Source organism: Pseudomonas sp. FSL W5-0299 (genome assembly GCF_005930655.1).
In the GTDB taxonomy this organism is placed as follows: Bacteria; Pseudomonadota; Gammaproteobacteria; order Pseudomonadales; family Pseudomonadaceae; genus Aquipseudomonas; species Aquipseudomonas mandelii.
The window spans coordinates 86900-110427 of sequence record NZ_RXHX01000006.1 but is presented as its reverse complement, the minus strand read 5'-3'; the positions used below and the strand labels follow the sequence as shown (position 1 = coordinate 110427).

Genomic DNA, 23528 nt, shown 5'->3' with positions numbered 1-23528 from the left:
TAGCGCATTCGCGAGCAGGCTCGCTCCCACAGTTGATCTCCAGTGGACACAAAGTTTGTGTACGACAGAGATCCACTGTGGGAGCGAGCCTGCTCGCGAAGAACGATTACACGGTCTCCGCCAATGCCCTCGCCAATGCTTCAAACCCCTGCAGCAACAACCGATCATCCCCCGCTGAATGACACACACTCGCCCGAATGAATTGCGGCACTGCGGCATGCCCGACCGCAAACGCCTCCGCGGTGGCCACCAGGTAATTGTTCTGCTTGAGCTCCGCCGCAATCTGCGATGCTCGCCACGGCTCGGGCACTTCGATCCAGAAGTGTGGGCTGTGGGGATGAGTCTTGTACCCGACCTCTTCTAACATGGGGCTGACCAAACGCTTGCGGCGACTGATTTCAGCAATCTGCTGCCCCAGCAACTGCTCGGCGATACCGTTTTCGATCCACGCCGTCGCCAGCTCCATCGACAGCGGACTCGCCATCCAGCACGTCCCGCGCACCGCCGCGCTTAAACGTCCGATCAACGGTTGCGGTGCATGCAGATAACCCGCCCGTAAACCCGCCGAAACCGCTTTGCTCAGACTGCCGATCAACACCGAACGCTCCGGGGCAAAGTGGCTCAAGGGCAACGGACGCTGCTGCGCGAGCACGGCGTGGGCTTCGTCCTCGATGATCAGCAGATTATGTTGGCGACAGACCTCGGCAATCGCCTCACGTCGCGGGACGGACATCACCGCCGCCGTAGGATTCTGGAGGGTCGGCGTGCAGTACACCGCCGATACCCGATGATGCTGGCAAACCTCCGACAAAGACTCGGGCAACAATCCTTCGTCATCCATCCCGACACCGATCAGTTTGATGCCGAGCATGCGGGTGACACTGATCAGCCCGGGGTAAGTCAACTGCTCGGTGACCAGAGTGTCGCCGGGCTTGAGCAGCGCCATCAACACGCAGAGCAAGCCGTGCTGGCCGCCATTGACGCAAATAACCTGCTCGGCGCTCGGTACGAAGGCCTGATGCCGCAGCCAATGGGCACCTGCCGCACGATGGCGCGGTAACCCGGCATCGGCCGTATATCCGCTAAGCAGTTGCAAGGTGTATGGATCGCTGGCCAGGGCCTGCAGGCTTTGACTCAGAAAAGCGCCTTCCTGCCCCGGAATCGGCTGATTCCGACTCATATCGAAGTAAGGCTGTGGGTCGTCGCTGACATTGCGAAAGCCGCCATCCCGCACCCGCTCCATCCCGCGCTGACGCACATAGGTGCCATCTCCTACACGAGCCACGACCAACCCTACCCGTTCCAGTTCGCCATAGGCACGGCTGATGGTGCCGATGGTCACTCCCAGGCTGTCCGCTAACAGACGATGGGGTGGCAGCTTGCTGCCGGGTTCGATCAAACCTTCGCCGATACTCTTTTCCAGGGCTTCGGCGAGGCGCTTGTACTTCACGCCGCGCCCCTGAGCCAGGCCTTCGCGCAAGATTGACACCGTGGCAATACTTACTTTGACAGTCATTTCCATCCCGAATAGCGTGCTGAAAACAGGTTCAATCAGGGATAGACCTATTTGGTAACGGGGTCAATTTCGACGACGAAGGAGCACGATCATGTCCACGGCCCTCAGCGCCTTTTCCAGTATCCGAAAACCGTGGCTAGCCGGAGGGGTCACCAGCGTGCTGTTCCTGATCGTTTGCCTGAGTTGGGGCACGACGTGGCTGGGCATCAAGATTGCCGTCGAAAGTGTGCCCCCGCTGACCGCCGCCGGGCTGCGTTTTCTGATTGCCTTTCCGCTGTTTTTGAGCTTCGCCCTGCTGCGTCGCGAGGCGCTGCTGTTTCCCCGGCAAAGCCGCTGGTTTTTCGTGTTCGTCACCCTGTCGTATTTCAGCCTGCCGTATTACTTGCTCAACTACGGCGAGATGCACGTGTCGTCCGGCCTGACCGCGCTGCTGTTCAGCTGCATGCCGGTGTTCATCCTGCTGTTTTCCGCCGTGTTTCTGCGGCAGAAAATCTATCCTTCGCAAGTGATTGGCATCGCCATCGGTTTTGGCAGTCTGTTCATGATTATCCGCAGCCAGGGGCTGCACCTGGACCATGCCGAATTATTCGGGGTGCTGGCGATTCTGGCGGCGGCGGTCATGCATGCGCTGTGTTACGTCATCACCAAGAAGCAAGGCAGTGCGATCAGTGTGATTACTTACAACACGCTGCCCATTGGCCTGGCCGGTTTGATGCTGTTTGTGGCGGGACTGAGCGTTGAGGCTCCGGTGTTCGATGACATCACTGCGCGTTCGTGGGGCGCCTTGCTGTATCTGGGACTTGTGGCCTCGGTGGGCGGGTTTATCGTTTACTTTTTGCTGCTCAAACGCTTGAGTCCGATCATTCTGTCGTTCGTGTTTATTATTTTTCCGGTGTTCGCGGTGGTGATTGGCGCGTGGTATGAGGGGCACAGTCTGACCCGGGAGTTGATGGGGTATTCGGCGGTGTTGCTGACCGGGTTTGCCATCACCAAATTACCCGTCGAAAAATGGCTCAAGGGTTGACGCCGGCCGCCCCTGCAGGAGCCAGGCTGCCGGCGAAGGCGTCTTCAAATACGCCGTCGCCAGCAAGTCGGATCGCCGCCCCCCTGTCTTTTGCAGGAATTCGTGTCAGATCACGAACAGGTCGACGAAGCGATTGACCGGGGTTGCCTCCAGCGCAGCCTGATCCTTGCACAACGCAAAAATCTCCGCACTGCGCTGGGCGGTGAAGCGCGTCGCCAGGTTGGCCTTGAACTTGTCCTCCAGCAACGGAATGCCATCGGTGCGGCGACGGCGATGCCCGATCGGATATTCCACCACGACTTTCTCGGTGCTGGAGCCGTCCTTGAAAAACACCTGGATCGCGTTGGCGATGGAACGCTTGTCCGCCTCGAGGTACTCGCGGGTGTACTGCGGGTCTTCGACGATGACCATTTTCTCGCGCAATACATCAATGATCGGGTGCGCCGCGTGGAAACTGTCTTCGTACTGCTCGGCGACCAGATTGCCGAAAGCCAGCGGCACCGCCGTCATGTACTGAATGCAGTGGTCGCGGTCGGCAGCGTTGGCCAGCGGGCCCACCTTGGAAATGATCCGGATCGCCGACTCGTGGGTGGTGATGACGATTTTGTCGATCTCATGCAGACGATTTCTAACCTGTGAATGCAGGGTCACTGCCGCTTCGCACGCGGTTTGTGCGTGGAATTCAGCGGGGAAACTGATTTTGAACAGCACGTTTTCCATCACGTAGGTGCCGTATGGGCGGGAGAAGCTGAAGGCGCGTTTGTCTTCGGGCTTGATCGCCAGATCGTTGTTGGTGTGGCTGAACAATACATCGTAAAAGCCCCACTGCTTCGCCGTCAGCACGCCGGGAATGCCCATCTCGCCACGCATCGCCATGTCCGCCAGGCGCACACCGCGACTGGACGCATCGCCCGCCGCCCAGGACTTGCGCGACCCGGCATTCGGCGCATGCCGATACGTGCGCAGCGCCTGGCCGTCGGCGAAGGCGTGGGACAACGCTGACAGCAACTGCTCGCGATTGGCGCCCATGAGTTTGGCGGTGACGGCGGTCGAGGCGACTTTCACCAGGATGACGTGATCGAGTCCTACCCGATTGAAGGAGTTTTCCAGTGCGATCACGCCTTGAATCTCGTGGGCCATGATCATGGCTTCGAGCACTGCGCGAACGGTCAGCGGCGCATCGCCATTGGCCAGACGCTTTTGCGACAGGTGATCGGCCACTGCAAGAATACCGCCGAGGTTATCGGACGGATGGCCCCATTCGGCGGCGAGCCAGGTGTCGTTGTAGTCGAGCCAGCGCACGATGCAGCCGATGTCCCAGGCCGCCTTGACGGGATCGAGCCGGAATGGGGTGCCTGGCACGCGTGCACCGAACGGGACGATGGTGCCTTCCACGATAGGGCCCAGGTGTTTGGTGCATTCGGGGAAGCGCAGGGCCAGCAGGCCGCAGCCGAGGGTGTCGATCAGGCAGTTGCGGGCAGTGTCGAGCGCTTCCTTGGACTCGATTTTGAAGTTGAGGACGTAATCGGCAATGTCCTGCAGGACGGTGTCGTAGTCGGGGCGGTTGTTCAGGTCGACGTTGGCGCTCATGTTCGATTCACTCTTGAAGTGGTTCGTTGATGGGACCTCGGTTCAGGTTAAATCTCTGTCAGTCGCTACTTTCTTATTGTGGTAATCGAGATCAATTGTGGGAGCGAGCCTGCTCGCGAAGGCGGTGTGACAGGCAACATTGATGCTGAATGTCATGGCCTCTTCGCGAGCAGGCTCGCTCCCACATTGGTTCTGTGTCCGGTTTAGAAACTGTCACCTGGCACGCGGACGTAACCTTCCATCAACACCCGCGCACTGCGGCTCATGATGGCCTTGTTCACTTTCCATTCACCGTTCACCAGGCTAGCTTCAGCGCCCACCCGCAAGGTGCCGGACGGATGCCCGAAGCGCACGGCATTGCGTTCGATTCCACCCGCCGCGAGGTTGACCAAGGTGCCGGTAATCGCCGCTGCCGTGCCGATGGCAACGGCCGCCGTGCCCATCATCGCGTGGTGCAATTTACCCATCGACAACGCACGTACCAGCAGGTCGACATCCCCTGCCGCAATGGCTTTGCCGCTGGACGACACGTAGTCCGCCGGCTTTGCCACAAAGGCCACCTTAGGTGTGTGCTGACGCTTGGCCGCTTCGTCCAGGTCCTTGATCAGGCCCATGCGCAACGCGCCATAAGCACGGATCGTCTCGAACATCAGCAGCGCTTTCGGATCGCCATTGATCGCCCCCTGCAACTCGGTGCCGGTGTAGCCAATGTCTTCGGCATTGACGAAAATCGTCGGGATGCCGGCATTGATCATGGTTGCCTTGAAGGTCCCGACGCCGGGCACTTCCAGGTCATCCACCAGATTGCCGGTGGGGAACATTGAACCGCCGCCACCCTCTTCTTCCGCGGCAGGGTCCATGAATTCGACCTGCACTTCAGCGGCGGGAAAGGTCACGCCGTCGAGTTCGAAATCGCCGGTTTCCTGCACTTCACCGTTAGTGATCGGCACGTGGGCGATGATGGTCTTGCCGATGTTGGCCTGCCATACGCGCACCACGGCGATGCCGTTCTGCGGAATGCGGCTGGCGTCCACCAAACCATTGCTGATGGCGAACGAACCGACCGCTGCCGACAGGTTGCCGCAATTGCCACTCCAGTCGACGAAAGGCTTGTCGATCGAGACCTGACCGAACAGGTAATCGACGTCGTGATCAGCCTTGGTGCTTTTCGACAGGATCACGGTTTTGCTGGTGCTGGACGTCGCGCCGCCCATACCGTCGATTTGCTTGTCGTAGGGGTCGGGGCTGCCGATCACGCGCAGCAACAAGGCATCGCGCGCCGGGCCGGGAATCTGTGCCGCTTCGGGCAGGTCTTTGAGGCTGAAAAACACGCCTTTGCTGGTGCCGCCGCGCATGTAGGTGGCGGGGATTTTGATCTGAGGTGCGTGAGCCATGATGGTCCTTTTAGGATCGAGCGGGACCGCAGGGTCCCGCCCGAACTCATCGTGTTAAACGGCAACCGCCGATTCTTCGAGGAAGTCCTGAGCGAAACGCTGCAACACGCCGCCGGCCTCGTAGATCGACACTTCTTCAGCGGTGTCGAGGCGGCAGGTCACCGGCACTTCGACGCGTTCGCCGTTCTTGCGGTTGATCACCAGCGTCAGTTCGGCACGCGGCGTGCGCTCACCGATCACGTCGTAGGTTTCGCTGCCGTCGATGGCCAGGGTATGACGGTCGGTGCCCGGTTTGAACTCCAGCGGCAACACGCCCATGCCCACCAGGTTGGTGCGGTGGATGCGCTCGAAACCTTCAGCGGCAATCGCCTCGACACCCGCCAGACGCACGCCCTTGGCCGCCCAGTCGCGGGACGAACCCTGACCGTAATCGGCACCGGCAATGATGATCAGCGGCTGCTTGCGTTCCATGTAGGTTTCGATGGCTTCCCACATGCGCATCACTTTGCCTTCCGGCTCGACGCGAGCGAGAGAACCCTGCTTGACCTTGCCGTTTTCCTGAACCATTTCATTGAACAGTTTCGGGTTGGCAAAGGTGGCGCGCTGCGCGGTCAGGTGGTCGCCACGGTGAGTCGCGTAAGAGTTGAAGTCCTCTTCCGGCAAGCCCATTTTCGCCAGGTATTCACCCGCCGCGCTGTCCAGCATGATCGCGTTCGACGGCGACAGGTGATCGGTGGTGATGTTATCCGGCAGCACCGCCAATGGGCGCATGCCCTTGAGCGGACGTGCGCCGGCCAACGCGCCTTCCCAGTACGGCGGACGGCGGATGTAAGTGCTCATCTCGCGCCAGTCGTACAGCGGCGTGACTTTCGGGCCGGTGTCTTCATGGATGGCGAACATTGGAATATAGACCTGACGGAACTGCTCCGGCTTGACCGACGCCTTGACCACGGCGTCGATTTCTTCGTCGCTCGGCCAGATGTCTTTCAGGCGGATTTCCTTGCCTTCGGCGTCCAGGCCCAGCACATCTTTTTCGATGTCGAAACGGATGGTCCCGGCGATGGCGTAAGCGACCACCAACGGCGGCGAAGCAAGGAACGCGTTCTTGGCGTACGGGTGAATCCGGCCGTCGAAGTTGCGGTTACCGGAGAGCACGGCGGTGGCGTACAGGTCGCGGTCGATGATCTCTTGCTGGATCACCGGATCCAGCGCACCGGACATGCCGTTACACGTGGTGCAAGCGAACGCCACGACGCCGAAACCAAGTTGCTCCAGCTCAGTCGTCAGGCCGGCTTCGTCCAGGTACAGCGCCACGGTTTTGGAACCCGGCGCCAGGGACGATTTGACCCACGGCTTGCGGGTCAGGCCGAGCTTGTTGGCGTTGCGCGCCAGCAGGCCGGCGGCAATCACGTTGCGCGGGTTACTGGTGTTGGTGCAGCTGGTGATGGCGGCGATGATCACCGCGCCATCCGGCATCTGGCCAGGAACGTCGTCCCACTGACCGGAGATGCCTTGGGCGGCGAGATCCGAGGTGGCGACGCGGGCGTGCGGGTTGCTCGGGCCGGCCATGTTGCGCACGACGGTGGACAAGTCGAACGTCAGGCCGCGCTCGTATTGCGCGCCTTTCAGGCTGTCAGCCCACAGGCCGGTTTGCTTGGCGTAGTTCTCGACCAACTGCACCTGCTCGTCTTCACGGCCGGTGAGTTTGAGGTAGTCGATGGTTTGCTGGTCGATGTAGAACATCGCCGCCGTGGCGCCGTATTCCGGGGCCATGTTGGAGATGGTTGCGCGGTCGCCGAGGGTCAGCGCGGCGGCGCCTTCACCGAAGAATTCCAGCCATGCGCCGACCACTTTTTGCTTGCGCAGGAACTCGGTCAACGCCAGCACCATGTCAGTGGCAGTGATGCCCGGTTGCAGCTTGCCGGTCAGTTCAACGCCGACGCTTTCCGGCAGACGCATCCACGACGCACGGCCGAGCATCACGCTCTCGGCTTCCAGACCACCGACACCGATGGCGATCACGCCCAGTGCATCGACGTGCGGGGTGTGGCTGTCGGTGCCGACGCAAGTGTCGGGGAACGCCACGCCGTCACGTACCTGGATCACCGGAGACATTTTCTCCAGGTTGATCTGGTGCATGATGCCGTTGCCCGGTGGAATCACATCAACGTTCTTGAAGGCCTTTTTGGTCCAGTTGATGAAGTGGAAACGGTCTTCGTTGCGACGGTCTTCGATGGCGCGATTCTTCTCGAACGCCTCCGGGTCGAAGCCTCCGCGCTCGACGGCCAGGGAGTGGTCGACGATCAACTGCGTCGGCACCACCGGGTTCACTTGCGCCGGGTCACCACCTTGCAGGGCGATGGCGTCACGCAGGCCGGCGAGGTCGACCAGCGCGGTCTGGCCGAGGATGTCGTGGCACACCACGCGAGCCGGGAACCACGGGAAGTCGAGGTCGCGTTTGCGCTCGATGAATTGCTTCAGGGATTCGGTGAGCGTGGCCGGGTCGCAGCGACGTACCAGGTTTTCCGCCAGCACGCGTGAGGTGTACGGCAGAGTGTCGTAGGCGCCAGGCTGGATGGCCTCGACAGCCGCGCGGACGTCGAAGTAATCCAGATGGCTGCCGGGCAGCGGTTTACGGAATTCAGTGTTCATCGTCAGGACTCGGTCACGGTAGTTTCAAAAGGTGGGGCCTGGCACAGCACCTGAAATGCACACAATCCACTGTAGGAGTGAGCCTGCTCGCGATAGCGGTCAATCAGTCGACATCCATTTTGAATGTCAGTCCGTCATCGCGAGCAGGCTCGCTCCTACAGGGATCTGCGTAGAGTTCAGATCCCGGTGCAGGCCTTCACCATTCAGCGTTGTTCGATTGGCACGAACTTGCGCTGTTCGACGCCGACATACTCGGCGCTCGGGCGGATGATGCGGTTGTTGGCGCGTTGTTCGAACACGTGCGCCGCCCAGCCGGTCAGGCGCGAGCAAACGAAGATCGGTGTGAACAACTTGGTCGGGATGCCCATGAAGTGGTACGTCGACGCATGGTAGAAGTCGGCGTTCGGGAACAGTTTCTTCTGTTCCCACATGGTCGCGTCGATGGCTTCGGAAACCGGGAACAGCACGGTGTCGCCCACTTCTTCAGCGAGTTTTTTCGACCAGCCCTTGATCACTTCGTTACGCGGATCGTTGTCTTTATAGATCGCGTGGCCGAAGCCCATGATCTTGTCCTTGCGCGCCAGCATGCCGAGGGTGCCCTCGACGGCCTCTTCAGGCGACGAGAAGCGCTCGATCATTTCCATCGCCGCTTCGTTGGCGCCGCCGTGCAGAGGGCCGCGCAACGAACCGATGGCCGCGGTGACGCAGGAATACATGTCCGACAGCGTCGAGGCGCACACCCGTGCGGTGAACGTCGAGGCGTTGAACTCGTGTTCCGCGTAGAGGATCAGCGAAACGTTCATCACTTTGACGTGCAAATCGCTCGGTTTCTTGCCGTGCAGCAAGTGCAGGAAGTGGCCGCCGATGGATTGTTCGTCGCTCACGCAGCTGATGCGCTTGCCGTCATGGCTGAAGCGATACCAGTAGCACATGATCGCCGGGAACGCGGCGAGCAGGCGGTCGGTCACGTCGTGTTGCTCGGAGAAGTCTTTCTCCGGCTCGATGTTGCCCAGGAACGAGCAACCGGTGCGCATCACGTCCATCGGGTGGGCGTCGGCAGGAATGCGTTCCAGCACTTCTTTGAGCGCTTGCGGCAGGTCGCGCAGCTTGCCCAGTTTGCTGATGTAAGCGGCGAGTTGTGCCTTGGTCGGCAATTCACCGTAAAGCAGCAGATAAGCCACTTCTTCGAATTGCGCGTCGGCCGCCAGTTCGCGAACGTCGTAGCCGCGATAGGTCAGGCCTGCGCCCGATTGGCCCACGGTGGACAGAGCGGTTTGCCCGGCAACCTGGCCACGGAGCCCGGCGCCACTGAGTACTTTTGCTTCGGCCATTGCTGTCTCCAGTTTTTCTTGAATTTGTCAGGGAAACTTGTAGGAGCGATGCTTGCTCGCGAAAGCGCTGTATCAGACGACATTAATGTTGAATGTCAGTGCGTCTTCGTCGGATCGCCGCCCAGAGCAAGCTTCGCTCCTACAGGGCTTTCGTTACTTCTTCGCGGCAAACAACGCATCAAGCTTCTGCTCGAAGGTGTGGTAGTCGATGCGATCGTAAAGCTCCATGCGGGTCTGCATGGTGTCGATCACGTTCTGTTGCGTGCCGTCGCGACGGATTGCGGTGTAGACGTTTTCCGCCGCCTTGTTCATCGCGCGGAAAGCGGACAGCGGGTACAGCACCAGCGACACATCGGCAGCGGCAAGTTGCTCGGTGGTGTACAGCGGCGTCGCGCCGAATTCGGTGATATTGGCCAGGATCGGCGCTTTCACGCGGTTGGCGAACAGCTTGTACATGTCCAGTTCGGTGATGGCTTCCGGGAAGATCATGTCGGCGCCGGCTTCGATGCAGGCGGCGGCGCGATCCAGCGCGGATTCCAGACCTTCCACTGCCAGGGCGTCGGTGCGAGCCATGATCACGAAGCTGTCATCGGTGCGCGCATCGACGGCGGCCTTGATCCGGTCGACCATTTCCTGCAGCGACACGATCTCTTTATTTGGACGGTGACCGCAGCGCTTGGCGCCGACCTGGTCTTCAATATGGATCGCCGCCGCGCCGAACTTGATCATCGACTTGACGGTGCGCGCGACGTTGAACGCCGAGGAACCGAAACCGGTGTCCACGTCCACCAGCAGCGGCAGGTCGCACACGTCGGTAATGCGACGCACGTCGGTCAGCACGTCATCCAGGCCGGTGATGCCCAGGTCCGGCACGCCGAGGGAGCCGGCAGCCACCCCGCCACCCGACAGGTAAATGGCCTTGAAACCGGCGCGCTTGGCCAGCAGCGCGTGGTTGGCGTTGATCGCGCCGACCACTTGCAGCGGATGTTCGCTGGCGACCGCATCGCGGAAACGCTGGCCTGGAGTGCTCTTGTTGGAACTCATGACTCACCTCGTTCAGTGGCTGTCTGGTTAGCGCCGTCCTGGTAGTGACGGGCGATATTGCGTTTGGAGGCGCCGATGTGACGGCGCATCAACAACTCGGCGAGCTCACCGTCACGGTCGGCGATGGCGTCGAGAATTCGGTGGTGCTCGGCAAAGGCCTGGTGCGGGCGATTGGGCGTGGTGGAAAACTGGATGCGGTACATGCGCACCAGTTGGTAAAGCTCGCCGCACAGCATCTGCGTCAGGGTGCGGTTGCCGCTGCCCTGGATGATCCGGTAGTGGAAATCGAAGTCGCCTTCCTGCTGGTAATAGCCAACGCCGGCCTGAAACGCCTCATCGCGCTCGTGGGTTTCGAGGACCCGGCGCAGTTCGTCGATTTCTTCGCCGGTCATGCGTTCGGCCGCCAGCCGACAGGCCATGCCTTCGAGGGATTCGCGAATCTCGTAGAGCTCCAGCAGCTCGGCATGGCTCAGCGAAACCACCCGCGCCCCGACGTGCGGTACGCGGACCAGCAGGCGCTGGCCTTCCAGTCGATGGATCGCCTCGCGCAACGGCCCGCGGCTGATGCCATAGGTGCGCGCCAGCTCCGGCTCGGAGATCTTGCTGCCCGGGGCGATCTCGCCTTTGACGATGGCCGCCTGAATGCGGCGGAAGACGTTTTCGGAAAGCGTCTCCGACTCGTCTTGCGTAACCACCGGGGGATCGAGTTGATCCAGCATATTGTCGACACCTTGAAAGCCAATGCCGCAAAAACTAGCGAAAACAGCCGCAACAGTCAAAGGATAAATAGGTATTGTCGACAATCGTCTAATAACCGACTGCACCACAACAAAGCAGCCCTTCTGTTTATAGCCCCCCGCCAGCGCTGGCGCCATAAACCCACCGTGCTAGAATGCCGCCCGCATTTGTCTGTGACATCTGCACGGCTTGTCATAAATAGTTGATAGGCATACGAGGGAGCTTGCGCAGCGATGCCAGGGCCTTGAATTGAAGTACGGACCGCTGCGCACCAGGATTTATGAGACTCAAGCCCCTCCCGACATTCCTTTATCTTCTTTGCCTGCCCGGTTTCGCCGTGGCGGGGGAAAAGACCGTGTACGGCCTCAACGAGTATGCTTCCCTGGACGGCATCAACCTGGAAGTCGCCGCCAAACTCGACACCGGGGCGAAAACAGCGTCCCTGAGTGCCCGCGACATCAAACGTTTCAAACGCAATGGCGAGTCCTGGGTGCGCTTCTATCTGGCCATCGACGCAGCGCATTCGCACCCCATCGAACGGCCACTGGCCCGCGTCAGCAAGATCAAGCGTCGTGCCGGCGACTACGACCCGGAAGAGGGCAAGAAGTACACCGCCCGTCCGGTGATCGAGCTGGATATCTGCATGGGTTCGGCTTTACGCAGTATCGAAGTGAACCTAACCGACCGTAGCGCCTTCCAATACCCGCTCTTGATCGGCTCCGAAGCGCTGAAACGCTTCGACGCGCTGGTCGACCCCAGTCTTAAATACGCTGCTGGCAAACCCGCCTGCGCCACCGACGCACATACCGCAGAGTAATTCCAATGCGCGCTCTTACCCTCCATCTGAAACTGCTGATCGCCATCCTGGTGGTGCTGGGCATTTCAGTTACGGCCTATCAGATTTTCGTGCTCGGCATTCCCGTGACCGAGGACGCCACCGACGACTTGTGGAACATCGACGCCAAGGTCGAGTTCGTCGCCAGTGCCAAAGACCCGGTCAAGATCCAGATGTTCGTGCCGCCGCTGAGCCGCGACTACGTCAGCCTCAACGAGAGTTTCATTTCCAATAACTACGGCGTCGCCGTGAACCGCGTCGATGGCAACCGCAAGGTGACCTGGTCGGCGCGCCGGGCCAAGGGCAACCAGACCCTTTATTACCGCCTGGTGCTGACCAAGCGCTACACCGGCGAAAAATCCAAGGTCAAGGGCCCGACCTTCCGCGACAGCATCGCCGTCGAAGGTGCGGAAAAAATCGCCGCCGAAGCCCTGCTCGCGCCGATCCGCCAACACTCGGCCGACGTCGAAACCTTCATCGGCGAAGCCATCAAGCGTGTCAACAATCTCAACGATGACAACGTGAAGCTGTTGCTGGGCGGCGATCCTTCTCCCGGGCACAAGGCGAAAATCGTCGAGCTGGTCCTGTCCATCGCCCACGTGCCGGTGGAAAAGGTCCACACCATCCGTCTGGTGGCCGATCAGCCGCAAACGCCGGAACTCTGGCTGCGCAGCTTCAACGGCACCGACTGGCTGTACTTCAACCCGGAAACCGGCGAACAAGGCCTGCCGTCCGACCGCCTGCTGTGGTGGACCGGCGACGAGAACCTGATCACCGTCGATGGCGGCAAGAAAGCCAACGTGACGTTCAGCCTGAACAACAGCGAAATGAACGCGATTCGACTGGCCAAGCTGACCGACGAAAACACCGACGCCAACTTCCTCGAATACTCGCTGTACGGTTTGCCCCTGCAAACCCAGCAGACCTTCATGATCATGGTGATGATCCCGATCGGCGTGCTGGTGATCCTGATCCTGCGTAACCTGATCGGCCTGCAGACCCTCGGCACCTTTACCCCGGTGCTGATCGCCCTCGCCTTCCGCGAAACCCAGCTTGGCTTCGGCATCGTGCTGTTTACGGTCATCACGGCGCTCGGGCTGTCACTGCGCTCCTACCTTGAACACTTGAAGTTGCAGATGCTGCCGAGGCTGTCGGTGGTGCTGACCTTCGTGGTGGTGCTGATCGCGGCGATCAGCCTGTTCAGCCATAAACTCGGCCTGGAACGCGGGCTGTCGGTGGCGCTGTTCCCGATGGTGATTCTGACCATGACCATCGAACGCCTGTCGATTACCTGGGAAGAACGCGGTTCCGGGCATGCGATGAAAGTGGCGATCGGTACGCTGTTTGCCGCCTCCCTGGCGCACCTGATCATGAGCGTGCCGGAGCTGGTGTACTTCGTGTTCACCTTCCCGGCGATCCTGCTGATCCTGGTGGGTTTCATGCTGGCGATGGGGCGTTATCGCGGTTACCGCCTGACCGAACTGGTGCGCTTCAAGGCTTTCCTCAAGAAGGCTGACTCTTGATGTTCGGCTTCTGGAAGACCTGGAAGGCCCTGGAAGCCCGGGGCATCATGGGGATCAATCGGCGTAACGCGGACTACGTGCTCAAGTACAACAAGCGCAGCCTGTACCCGATTGTCGATGACAAGATCATCACCAAGGAACGCGCGATCGCCGCCGGTATTCATGTGCCGGAACTGTACGGCGTGATCTCCACCGAGAAGGAAATCGATAACCTCGACAAGATCATCGGCGGGCGCACCGACTTCGTGATCAAACCGGCCCAGGGCGCGGGCGGCGACGGCATCATTGTGGTTGCCGACCGTTTCGAGGGCCGCTATCGCACGGTGTCCGGCAAGATCATCAGTCATGAGGAGATCGAGCACCATGTCTCCAGCATCCTCACCGGCCTGTATTCCCTGGGCGGTCACCGTGACCGCGCACTGATCGAATACCGCGTGATCCCGGACCAGATCTTCAAAAGCATCAGCTACGAAGGCGTCCCGGACATTCGCATCATCGTGTTGATGGGCTATCCGGTGATGGCGATGTTGCGCCTGCCGACGCGCCAGTCCGGCGGCAAGGCCAACCTGCACCAGGGCGCCATCGGCGTCGGCGTCGACCTCGCAACCGGGCAGACGCTGCGCGGCACCTGGCTGAACAACATCATCACCAAACATCCGGACACCACCAACGCGGTAGACGGCGTGCAACTGCCCTACTGGGACGGTTTCATGAAACTCGCTGCCGGCTGTTATGAGCTGTGCGGGCTGGGCTACATCGGTGTCGACATGGTGCTCGACCAGGAAAAAGGCCCGCTGATTCTTGAGCTCAATGCCCGGCCCGGGTTGAACATCCAGATTGCCAACGATTGCGGCCTGACGCTGCGCACTCATGCGGTTGAAGCGCGGCTGGAAGAGCTGAAAGCGCGCGGGGTTGTTGAGTCGGTTCAGGAGCGGGTCGAGTTTGTTCAGGAGATGTTTGGGCATATTCCTGCCGTCGAAGGCTGATCCGAAACCGAGTCGCTGCCTTCGCGGGCAAGCCTCGCTCCTACAGATCTAGCGTCGTTCACATTCTCGGCGAACGGCACAAACCCGTAGGAGCGAGGCTTGCCCGCGAAGACTGACTAACAGTCACCAAACCTCGCAACCCTGTCCCCAATCTGCCAATCCCCGACATCCCCTCTAGGAGCAAATCCTGCAGAGGACTACAATCGCACCCCCGCCTCGATGGCTGATCTGCCCCGCCCATGTTGACCTGTTCCGTACACCCGCTGCCCTATCGCGCCAACCCCGCCGAGTACTTCGCGGCGATTCGTCATGCCCCCGGTGCCGTGCTGCTCGACAGCGGCCGGCCCACCGCTGATCGCGGGCGTTATGACCTGCTCAGCGCCTGGCCGCTGCAGCAAATAGCAGTATTGCCTGACGAAAGTGGCAGCGATTTCCTGCAACGCCTTCGCGACCATCTGGCACGACTGGGTGAAGCGGCAGTCTCCGATGAACTGCCATTCGCCGGCGGGCTGATCGGTTATCTGAGTTATGACTTCGGACGGCATCTTGAACACCTGCCGAGCCAGGCGCAGGACGACCTGCAATTGCCGGATGCGCGTTTCGGGCTGTACGACTGGGCATTGATCAGCGATCACCAGTTGGCTACCAGTCAACTGGTGTTCCACCCGACACTGATCGACAGCGAGCGCCAGCGCTTGATCGCCTTGTTCAGTCAGCCTGCGGTTGAGCCGATCGAGCCGTTCAGTTTGAAAGCCCCGATGAAGGCCGACCTGAGCGCTGACGAGTATCGCCACGCACTTGAGCGCATTCAGCAGTACATCCAGGCGGGCGATTGTTATCAGGTGAATTTCGCCCAGCGCTTTCGTGCGCAATGTGCGGGTGATCCGTGGGCCGCGTATATCGCGCTGCGGGCCGCGTGCCCGACACCGTTTTCCGGTTTCCAGAGCCTGCCCGACGGCGGCGCGGTGTTGAGTCTGTCGCCTGAGCGCTTCGTCAAAGTCAGTGAACGTCATGTGGAAACCCGCCCGATCAAAGGCACCCGTCCGCGTGGCCTGACGGCTGCCGAAGACGCCGCGAACGCTGCCGAACTGCTGGCCAGTCCCAAGGACCGTGCCGAGAACCTGATGATCGTCGACCTGCTGCGCAATGACCTCGGTCGCACTTGCCGCATCGGCTCGGTGCGGGTGCCGGAGTTGTTCAGTCTGGAAAGCTATCCGAATGTGCATCACCTGGTGAGCAGCGTGACCGGCGAACTGGCGGATGACCGGGATGCGCTGGATCTGATCGCTGGCAGTTTTCCGGGTGGATCGATTACCGGTGCGCCGAAGATTCGTGCCATGCAGATCATCGACGAGCTGGAGCCGACCCGACGTGGGTTGTACTGCGGCTCATTGCTGTATCTGGACGTGCGCGGCGAGATGGACAGCTCCATCGCCATTCGCAGCTTGCTGGTCAAGGATGGGCAGGTGTGCTGCTGGGGCGGTGGTGGGATCGTTGCGGACTCGGAATGGCAGGCGGAGTATCAGGAATCGATTACCAAGGTGAAGGTTCTGCTCGACACCCTGCAAAACCTTTGATTCCGGGCTTTTGTGGCGAGGGAGCTTGCTCCCTCGCCACAGGTTGTGTTTACAGACTTAGGGCCCGATTCGAAGCCTTGATGAACTCCTGCTTCAAGTCCTCAAAGGTATGCACCGCCGGGAACTGCGGAAACTCGCGAATCACATTATCCGGCGCATGAAACAGAATCCCCGCATCCGCCTCACCGAGCATGGTGGTGTCGTTGTAGGAATCCCCTGCCGCAATGACCCGATAGTAAAGACTCTTGAACGACAGAACCGACTGCCGCTTCGGATCTTTCTGACGCAACTGATAGCTCGTCACCCGTCCCGAATCGTCGGTAATCAGGCGATGGCACAGCAAGGTCGGGAAGCCCAGTTGACGCATCAGCGGCTGGGAAAACTCGTAGAACGTGTCCGACAGAATCACCACCTGAAACCGCTCACGCAGCCAGTTGACGAACTCGATGGCGCCGTCCAGCGGCTTCAGCGTGGCGATCACTTCCTGGATGTCAGTGAGCTTCAAGCCGTGCTCGTCGAGAATCCGCAGGCGCTGCTTCATCAGCACGTCGTAGTCGGGAATGTCCCGGGTGGTCGCCCTCAGGGATTCAATACCGGTTTTTTCAGCGAACGCGATCCAGATTTCCGGGACCAGCACACCTTCGAGATCCAGACAGGCAATTTCCACAAGACACTCCCATTTGTATTGATTATTGAGTCGAGCGAGTAAAAGACTGCCGAACTCTAGCGACTCAGGCTGCCCCGCGCAACGCACAGGGCGCGCCCGCCGCCGCAGGATTTTGTTACCATCAGCCCCATATAGAGCGCCCAGCGCCACCGACCTGTAGGAAGCCGCCCTGATGAGCCCATCGTTCGATGTTGTGGAACTCGCCACGACCTATGCCAACAAATCCGCCCAGGACATCCTGAAACTCGCGTTTGCCGAGTTTGGCGATGACCTGTGGATATCTTTCAGCGGCGCCGAAGACGTGGTGCTCGTGGACATGGCCTGGAAGCTGAACAAGAACGTCAAAGTGTTCAGCCTCGACACCGGCCGCTTGCACCCGGAGACCTACCGCTTCATCGATCAGGTGCGCGAGCACTACAAGATCGACATTGAGCTGGTGTCCCCGGACTACACGAAACTGGAGCCGTTCGTGAAGGAAAAAGGCCTGTTCAGTTTCTACAAGGACGGCCATGGCGAGTGCTGCGGCATCCGCAAGATCGAACCGCTGCGTCGCAAACTGTCGGGCGTGAGCGCCTGGGCCACCGGCCAGCGTCGGGACCAGAGCCCGGGTACCCGCAGCGCTGTTGCGGTGATGGAAATCGACACCGCGTTTTCCACCCCGGAACGCACCCTCTACAAATTCAACCCGCTGGCGCAGATGACCAGCGAAGAGATCTGGGGTTACATCCGCATGCTCGAACTGCCGTACAACAGCCTGCACGAACGCGGCTTCATCAGCATTGGCTGCGAACCCTGCACCCGCCCGGTGCTGCCGAACCAGCATGAACGTGAAGGCCGTTGGTGGTGGGAAGAGGCGACGCAGAAAGAATGCGGGCTGCATGCGGGGAATATCATCAGCAAGTCCAAGGCCTGAGCCCGAGCCGGGTGAATTCCCCTGTGGGAGCGAGCCTGCACGGGATAGCGGTGTAACAGTCAACAATACTGTTGAATGCCCCGGCAAGCCGATCTCACTCCCACGGGCTTAGTGTTCTGCTTTATAAATGTGTACACACGAATGTCACCATAGGTGCCATTTATGTGTGCACTTTTGTTTTCTACGCCCCAAAAAGTTACACCCTCTTTTCCTGACTTCCCCAGTCGAGTTTTCCCACTTCTTCCTACGAAAAATAAATACCTGTTCAACCGGTCAATTTATATCGCCTTTTTTTCAGTTACTTATCGTGATCCATCAACAAAACGAAATGAGAACCTATTTTTATAGATCGGTAGCTGGCATGGAACTGGCTTAAGTGCATACATGTTTTGTATACAATCAACTCAAAACATACACACACTTAGATCCGCAAGCCTGAAGCGCCCTATCCCGTACAGGCTGCAGATGCCCCGTAACCAATGATGCTTTTGCCCGCGACGAAGATTTGTCGAGCTCACGCTCATGCACAGTCATCGCGACGCCAAGCTCGGAGCCTGCCGGAATGCGTACTAGCCTCTCCAATAACAACATCGCGCTGGATCTGCCCTCCTTTCCACCCACCGCTCAAGATCAAACTGTTCAAGAACCCGTGGTGCTCAGCCCGCGCCTGCACAACAAGGACCTGGCGCCGACCAAGGCCGAAGGCCGACGCTGGGGCCGCTACAGCATCTTCGCCCTGTGGACCAACGACGTTCACAACATCGCCAACTATTCCTTCGCCATTGGCCTGTATGCGCTGGGTCTGGGTGGCTGGCAGATTCTGTTGTCCCTGGGGATCGGCGCGGCGCTGGTGTATGGCTTCATGAACCTTTCCGGCTACATGGGGCAAAAGACCGGCGTGCCGTTTCCTGTCATCAGCCGGATCAGTTTCGGTATCCACGGGGCGCAAATTCCTGCGTTGATCCGCGCCATTATCGCCATCGCCTGGTTCGGCATTCAGACGTACCTGGCGTCCGTAGTGTTTCGCGTGCTGCTGACGGCGGTGCATCCCGGCTTCGCCGACTACGACCACAACTCGATCCTTGGTCTGTCGAGCCTGGGCTGGGTATGTTTCGTGGCGATCTGGCTGGTGCAACTGGGCATCCTCGCCTACGGCATGGAAATGGTACGGCGCTATGAAGCGTTCGCCGGGCCGGTGATTCTGCTGACCGTCGCCGCGCTCGCCGCCTGGATGTACACCCAAGCCGACGCAACCATCGCCTGGTCGATCCGCGAGCCGCTGACCGGTGGCGAGATGTGGCGCAATATTTTTGCCGGCGGCGCATTGTGGCTGGCGATCTACGGGACGTTGATCCTCAACTTCTGCGACTTCGCCCGTTCATCGCCGTGCCGCAAAACCATCAAGGTCGGAAATTTCTGGGGCTTGCCGGTGAATATTCTGGTGTTCGCGGCCATCACCGTCCTGCTTTGTGGTGCGCAATTTCAGATCAATGGCCGGATCATCGAAAGCCCGACTGAGATCATCGCCTCGATCCCCAACACCTTCTTCCTGGTGCTCGGCTGCCTGGCGTTCCTGATCGTCACCGTAGCGGTGAACATCATGGCCAACTTCGTCGCCCCGGCGTTCGTGCTCAGTAACCTGGCGCCTAAATACCTGACCTTCCGCCGCGCCGGGCTGATCAGCGCAACCATCGCGGTGCTGATCCTGCCGTGGAATCTCTACAACAGCCCACTGGTGATCGTGTATTTCCTGTCCGGCCTCGGCGCCCTGCTAGGCCCGTTGTACGGCGTGATCATGGTCGACTACTGGCTTGTACGAAAAGGCCAGGTCAACGTGCCGCAGTTGTACAGCGAAGATCCCAATGGCGCTTATTACTACAGCCGTGGAGTCAATTTACGCGCCGTAGCGGCGTTCATTCCTGCCGCATTGATTGCCATCGTCCTGGCGCTGGTGCCGGGCTTCCACCTCGTTTCACCGTTCTCGTGGCTGATCGGCGCCGGGATTGGCGCAATGCTCTACCTGATCATCGCCAAGCGACAGCCCCATTACGCCGACGTCAGCGGTGAAAGCATCGCAGTCGACAACGTCTGCCACTAATCCACTCGCGGCCCGCCAGCGCCGGGCCGCAGAACCGCCCTGCAATAAGGACTACTCATGCGAATTCTCGTGGTCAACGTCAACACCACCGAGTCCATCACCCAGGCCATCGCCCTATCCGCCCAGGCGGTGGCCGCGCCGGGAACGGAAATCGTCGGCCTGACGCCCTACTTCGGCGCCGACTCCATCGAAGGCAATTTCGAAAGTTATCTGGCCGCCATCGCCGTAATGGACCGGGTCATGGCCTACGACCAGCCCTTCGATGCGGTGATCCAGGCCGGCTACGGCGAACACGGTCGCGAAGGCTTGCAGGAATTGCTCAACGTGCCGGTGGTGGACATCACCGATGCAGCGGCCAGTACGGCGATGTTCCTCGGCCATGCCTATTCGGTGGTCACCACCCTGGACCGCACCGTGCCCCTGATCGAGGACCGGCTAAAACTGTCGGGGCTGTGGGACCGCTGCGCGTCGGTGCGGGCCAGTGGTCTGGCGGTGCTGGAACTGGAATCCGATCCGCAACGGGCGCTGGAGGCGATTGTCCGTCAGGCGGAACTGGCGGTGCAGGAAGACAAGGCCGAAGTGATTTGCCTGGGCTGCGGCGGCATGGCCGGGCTGGATGAACAGATTCGCCAACGCACCGGGGTTCCGGTGGTGGATGGCGTGACGGCGGCGGTGACCATTGCCGAATCGATGGTGCGATTAGGGTTGTCCACTTCCAAGGTGCGGACGTATGCGACGCCACGGCCAAAGAACATTATTGGTTGGCCGGGGCGGTTCGGGCGGTAGACCGCGTTATCGTTCATCGCGAGCAGGCTCGCATTGGATCTGTGTCATTCACAAATCCCCTGCTCGCGAAAGCAGCGACTCGGTCTCAAGCCAGGCTCAAACCGCACTGAACCGCTGCACCCACCCCCGCTCCGCAAACTGCTCAATAATGAAATCCACAAACGCCCGGGTCTTGCCCGGCAGCAGTTTGTGTTCCGCGTAATAGATAGAAATGTTGCCGTCGTCGACATACCAGTCCGGCAACACCCGGTGTAACGTCCCGGCTTCCAGATACCCCACAGCAAACGGCATGCTCACCAACGCAATGCCCAACCCCTGCGCCGCCGTCGCACACGCCGCTTCCGAATCGCTCATGGTCATGCGCGCCTTCAGCGCCAGCGGGTTGTGTTGCTGAGTACGACTGGTCAATTGCCAGGAACGCACCCGACCGGTCTGTGGGGAGCGGATCAGGATGCCGTCGTGGTCCTTGAGTTGATCGGGCTCGACGATCACAGGCCGCGCCGCCAGATACTCCGCCGACGCCACCAGCACCCGATGCGCCGGCGTCAGCTTGCGCGCCACCACGCCTTGCGGCAGCTCAAATCCCCCACCAATCGCCGCATCGAAGCCCTGAGCGATCAGATCGACCTGCCGGTTGTCGAAATGCCAATCCGGGTTGATCGCCGGAAATCGCCGCAGAAACTCGCCCAGTAAAGGCACCACATATAAACGCCCGAACACCGTGCCCATGCTGACTTTCAGTGTTCCCGCTGGCCGACCCTCAGCGCTGGCGAGGTTGGCCACCGCATTCTGGATCGTGTGAAGGCTGGAACTGACTTCGCCGAGAAACAGGTGACCTGCCTCGGTCAGCGTCAGGCTTCGCGTGCTGCGCTGGAACAGCCGCACACCCAGCCGGGCCTCAAGCTTGGCAACACTTTTGCCCACCGCCGCCGGGGTCAGGCTCAAGCGTCGCGCGGCTTCGGCGAAGCTGCCAACCTCGGCGCTGCGCACGAAGCATTCGATACTGCTGAAGGTTTCCATAGGCGCCACTATAAACTTCTGGTTTACACAGACTATCGCAATTGCCGTCTACACAGCGTGTAATCCGCAATCAATACTAGGCTCCATCAACCGAGGCATCTCGCCTCGGGACTTCGGAGATCGTTATGACTACTCAGAACCTCAGCGGCAAAGTGGCTTTGATTCAAGGCGGGTCCCGCGGCATCGGCGCCGCCATTGTCAAACGCCTGGCCGCTGAAGGCGCAACCGTTGCCTTCACCTATGTCAGCTCCACGGCCAAAGCCGAAGCCTTGCAAGACAGCATCACCGGCAATGGCGGCAAAGCCCTCGCCATCAAGGCCGACAGCGCTGACGCCGAGGCCATTCGCCGCGCCGTGACCACCACCGTAGACACCTTTGGCCGCCTCGATATCCTCGTCAACAACGCCGGCGTGCTGGCCGTTGCGCCACTGGAGGATTTCAAACTCGAAGATTTCGACCAGACCTTGGCCATCAACGTGCGCAGCGTGTTCATCGCCACCCAGGCCGCCGCCAAACACATGACTGAAGGCGGTCGCATCATCAACATCGGCAGCACCAACGCCGACCGCATGCCCTTCGCCGGTGGCGGCCCTTACGCCATGAGCAAATCAGCGCTGGTAGGTCTGACCAAAGGCCTGGCCCGCGACCTCGGCCCGCGCGGCATCACCATCAACAACGTGCAACCGGGCCCGGTCGACACCGACATGAACCCGGCCGACGGTGACTTCGCTGACAGCCTGATCCCGCTGATGGCGGTGGGCCGTTACGGCACTTCCGAGGAAATCGCCAGCTTTGTGGCCTATCTGGTCGGGCCGGAAGCCGGTTACATCACAGGGGCGAGCCTGACCATCGACGGTGGTTTTGGCGCCTGATGCGCTAGACGCAATCACAATGTGAGGGCGAGCCTGCTCGCGAAGACGGTGCGTCAGGCGACATTGATGTCGTCTGACCTTCCGCTTTCGCGAGCAGGCTCGCCCCCACACTTTTTACTTCAAGCCCATTCGAGGGCTGGCAAACCACAAGCACTCGGCTTGAACGCCTTCAACGAACGAAGAATGCCATCGGCATGCGCATACTTTTCGTCAGCCATCGCCGCGTCGGGAATCGCAATCGCCGTCATCCCCGCCGCTTTCGCCGCCGTGACACCGAACGGCGAGTCTTCGAATACCAGGCAGTCCTCGGGCGCAACGCCCAGGCGCCGCGCCGCCGTGAGGAAGATGTCCGGCGCCGGTTTGGCCGCGCCCACTTCAGGGTCATCGGCCGTCACGACAAAGTCGAACAGCGCAAACCAATCGCGGTGCAAGGTGGTTTTCTGGCCGAACGACTGACGCGAAGAACTGGTGCCGACCGCGATCGGAATGTTGTTGGCTTTCAAGTGCCTGACCAATTCCTCGGCGCCAGGCATCGCCAGCGCTTGCGGAAAACGCTCGCGCATCAGCGGTTCGCGGATCACCAGAAACTCTTCGGCGGTGATCGGAAGGTCGAGAGCCTCGACCACGTACCGCGCCAGATCACCCGCGCCACGGCCGATGATGTTCTGTTTGATGCTCCAGTCGAAGACCCGACCGTAGCGCTCGGCAATCATGGACGTGACCTCGGTATAAATGCCCTCGGTGTCCAGCAGCAAGCCGTCCATATCAAAAATTACGGCCTTGATCGGGCCGTATTCATTCAGCGGTGCATTCATCGCATCTGATCCGTTTTCTAATGACATCCCAGAGGCGGCTCAGGTGCGGCCGGGTCCGTGATCGATTAAAGGATTCAGCAGCATAGCGAGCGCGGCGGCCATCGAGCAACGGGCAATCCCTGACAGATACAAAAAGTGCTCGTCGTC

At 60.3% G+C, this 23528-nt stretch carries 19 protein-coding genes; 9 read left to right on the top strand and 10 right to left on the bottom strand.

The window, feature by feature from the left end:
* Nucleotides 1–106 precede the first annotated feature (106 nt).
* Nucleotides 107–1516, bottom strand: a complete 1410-nt coding sequence (locus tag FHL16_RS10530; protein ID WP_077748256.1) for an aminotransferase-like domain-containing protein — start codon at nt 1514–1516, stop codon at nt 107–109.
* Between the two features lie 91 nt (nt 1517–1607).
* On the opposite strand from FHL16_RS10530, the gene FHL16_RS10525 reads away from it, so the two are divergent.
* On the top strand, nt 1608–2540 hold the full coding sequence (locus FHL16_RS10525; protein WP_077748192.1) for a DMT family transporter: 933 nt from the start codon (nt 1608–1610) through the stop codon (nt 2538–2540).
* Nucleotides 2541–2645: 105 nt separating this feature from the next.
* Here the strand turns inward: FHL16_RS10525 and prpD are convergent, their stop codons facing one another.
* From prpD to FHL16_RS10490, 6 genes are all read right to left on the bottom strand, one after another.
* Nucleotides 2646–4130, bottom strand: a complete 1485-nt coding sequence (gene prpD / locus FHL16_RS10520) for a 2-methylcitrate dehydratase (RefSeq protein ID WP_077748191.1) — start codon at nt 4128–4130, stop codon at nt 2646–2648.
* 203 nt (nt 4131–4333) lie between these two features.
* Nucleotides 4334–5524, bottom strand: a complete 1191-nt coding sequence (gene prpF / locus FHL16_RS10515) for a 2-methylaconitate cis-trans isomerase PrpF (protein WP_010456542.1) — start codon at nt 5522–5524, stop codon at nt 4334–4336.
* A 54-nt stretch (nt 5525–5578) separates the two neighbouring features.
* Nucleotides 5579–8176: a Fe/S-dependent 2-methylisocitrate dehydratase AcnD gene (gene acnD, locus FHL16_RS10510; protein ID WP_010456544.1), complete on the bottom strand. Its 2598-nt coding sequence runs from the start codon at nt 8174–8176 to the stop codon at nt 5579–5581.
* Between the two features lie 203 nt (nt 8177–8379).
* Nucleotides 8380–9507 carry a bifunctional 2-methylcitrate synthase/citrate synthase gene (gene prpC / locus FHL16_RS10500; protein ID WP_077748190.1) on the bottom strand — a complete coding sequence of 376 codons (1128 nt, stop codon included), beginning with the start codon at nt 9505–9507 and terminating at the stop codon, nt 8380–8382.
* Nucleotides 9508–9660: 153 nt separating this feature from the next.
* Entirely contained in the window at nt 9661–10551 is an 891-nt protein-coding gene (gene prpB / locus FHL16_RS10495; RefSeq protein ID WP_010456549.1) for a methylisocitrate lyase, read from the bottom strand.
* Nucleotides 10548–11270, bottom strand: a complete 723-nt coding sequence (locus FHL16_RS10490) for a GntR family transcriptional regulator (RefSeq protein ID WP_077748189.1) — start codon at nt 11268–11270, stop codon at nt 10548–10550. The genes prpB and FHL16_RS10490 overlap by 4 nt, the downstream gene beginning before the upstream one ends.
* 299 nt (nt 11271–11569) lie before the next feature.
* On the opposite strand from FHL16_RS10490, the gene rloA reads away from it, so the two are divergent.
* The 4 genes from rloA (at nt 11570) to pabB (ending at nt 16210) form a co-directional block, all read left to right on the top strand.
* Nucleotides 11570–12106: a retropepsin-like aspartic peptidase RloA gene (gene rloA / locus FHL16_RS10485; RefSeq protein ID WP_010456553.1), complete on the top strand. Its 537-nt coding sequence runs from the start codon at nt 11570–11572 to the stop codon at nt 12104–12106.
* A gap of 5 nt (nt 12107–12111) precedes the next feature.
* Nucleotides 12112–13647, top strand: a complete 1536-nt coding sequence (gene rloB, locus FHL16_RS10480; RefSeq protein ID WP_077748188.1) for an osmotic stress tolerance membrane protein RloB — start codon at nt 12112–12114, stop codon at nt 13645–13647.
* Nucleotides 13647–14633, top strand: a complete 987-nt coding sequence (locus tag FHL16_RS10475) for an alpha-L-glutamate ligase-like protein (RefSeq protein WP_010456557.1) — start codon at nt 13647–13649, stop codon at nt 14631–14633. The genes rloB and FHL16_RS10475 overlap by 1 nt, the downstream gene beginning before the upstream one ends.
* A 239-nt stretch (nt 14634–14872) precedes the next feature.
* Nucleotides 14873–16210 (top strand): aminodeoxychorismate synthase component I, encoded by a 1338-nt coding sequence (gene pabB, locus FHL16_RS10470; protein ID WP_077748187.1) that lies wholly within the window; start codon nt 14873–14875, stop codon nt 16208–16210.
* A 49-nt stretch (nt 16211–16259) separates the two neighbouring features.
* Here pabB and thrH read toward each other — a convergent pair whose 3' ends face one another.
* Nucleotides 16260–16877 carry a bifunctional phosphoserine phosphatase/homoserine phosphotransferase ThrH gene (thrH, locus tag FHL16_RS10465; RefSeq protein ID WP_010456561.1) on the bottom strand — a complete coding sequence of 206 codons (618 nt, stop codon included), beginning with the start codon at nt 16875–16877 and terminating at the stop codon, nt 16260–16262.
* A gap of 172 nt (nt 16878–17049) precedes the next feature.
* Here thrH and FHL16_RS10460 point away from each other — a divergent pair, with 172 nt between their 5' ends.
* The 3 genes from FHL16_RS10460 (at nt 17050) to FHL16_RS10450 (ending at nt 20674) form a co-directional block, all read left to right on the top strand.
* Nucleotides 17050–17790 (top strand): phosphoadenylyl-sulfate reductase, encoded by a 741-nt coding sequence (locus tag FHL16_RS10460; RefSeq protein WP_010456562.1) that lies wholly within the window; start codon nt 17050–17052, stop codon nt 17788–17790.
* A 562-nt stretch (nt 17791–18352) separates the two neighbouring features.
* A complete protein-coding gene (locus FHL16_RS10455) occupies nt 18353–19888 on the top strand; it encodes an NCS1 family nucleobase:cation symporter-1 (protein ID WP_077748186.1) in 1536 nt (511 codons plus the stop codon).
* A 57-nt stretch (nt 19889–19945) separates the two neighbouring features.
* Nucleotides 19946–20674 (top strand): aspartate/glutamate racemase family protein, encoded by a 729-nt coding sequence (locus FHL16_RS10450; protein ID WP_077748185.1) that lies wholly within the window; start codon nt 19946–19948, stop codon nt 20672–20674.
* A gap of 96 nt (nt 20675–20770) precedes the next feature.
* Here FHL16_RS10450 and FHL16_RS10445 read toward each other — a convergent pair whose 3' ends face one another.
* Entirely contained in the window at nt 20771–21694 is a 924-nt protein-coding gene (locus tag FHL16_RS10445) for a LysR family transcriptional regulator (RefSeq protein WP_077748184.1), read from the bottom strand.
* Between the two features lie 125 nt (nt 21695–21819).
* Here FHL16_RS10445 and FHL16_RS10440 point away from each other — a divergent pair, with 125 nt between their 5' ends.
* Complete coding sequence (locus tag FHL16_RS10440; RefSeq protein WP_010456571.1) at nt 21820–22566, top strand: 3-oxoacyl-ACP reductase family protein; 747 nt, start codon at nt 21820–21822, stop codon at nt 22564–22566.
* A gap of 119 nt (nt 22567–22685) precedes the next feature.
* Here FHL16_RS10440 and FHL16_RS10435 read toward each other — a convergent pair whose 3' ends face one another.
* Nucleotides 22686–23381 carry an HAD-IA family hydrolase gene (locus FHL16_RS10435; protein ID WP_010456572.1) on the bottom strand — a complete coding sequence of 232 codons (696 nt, stop codon included), beginning with the start codon at nt 23379–23381 and terminating at the stop codon, nt 22686–22688.
* Nucleotides 23382–23528: the final 147 nt, after the last annotated feature.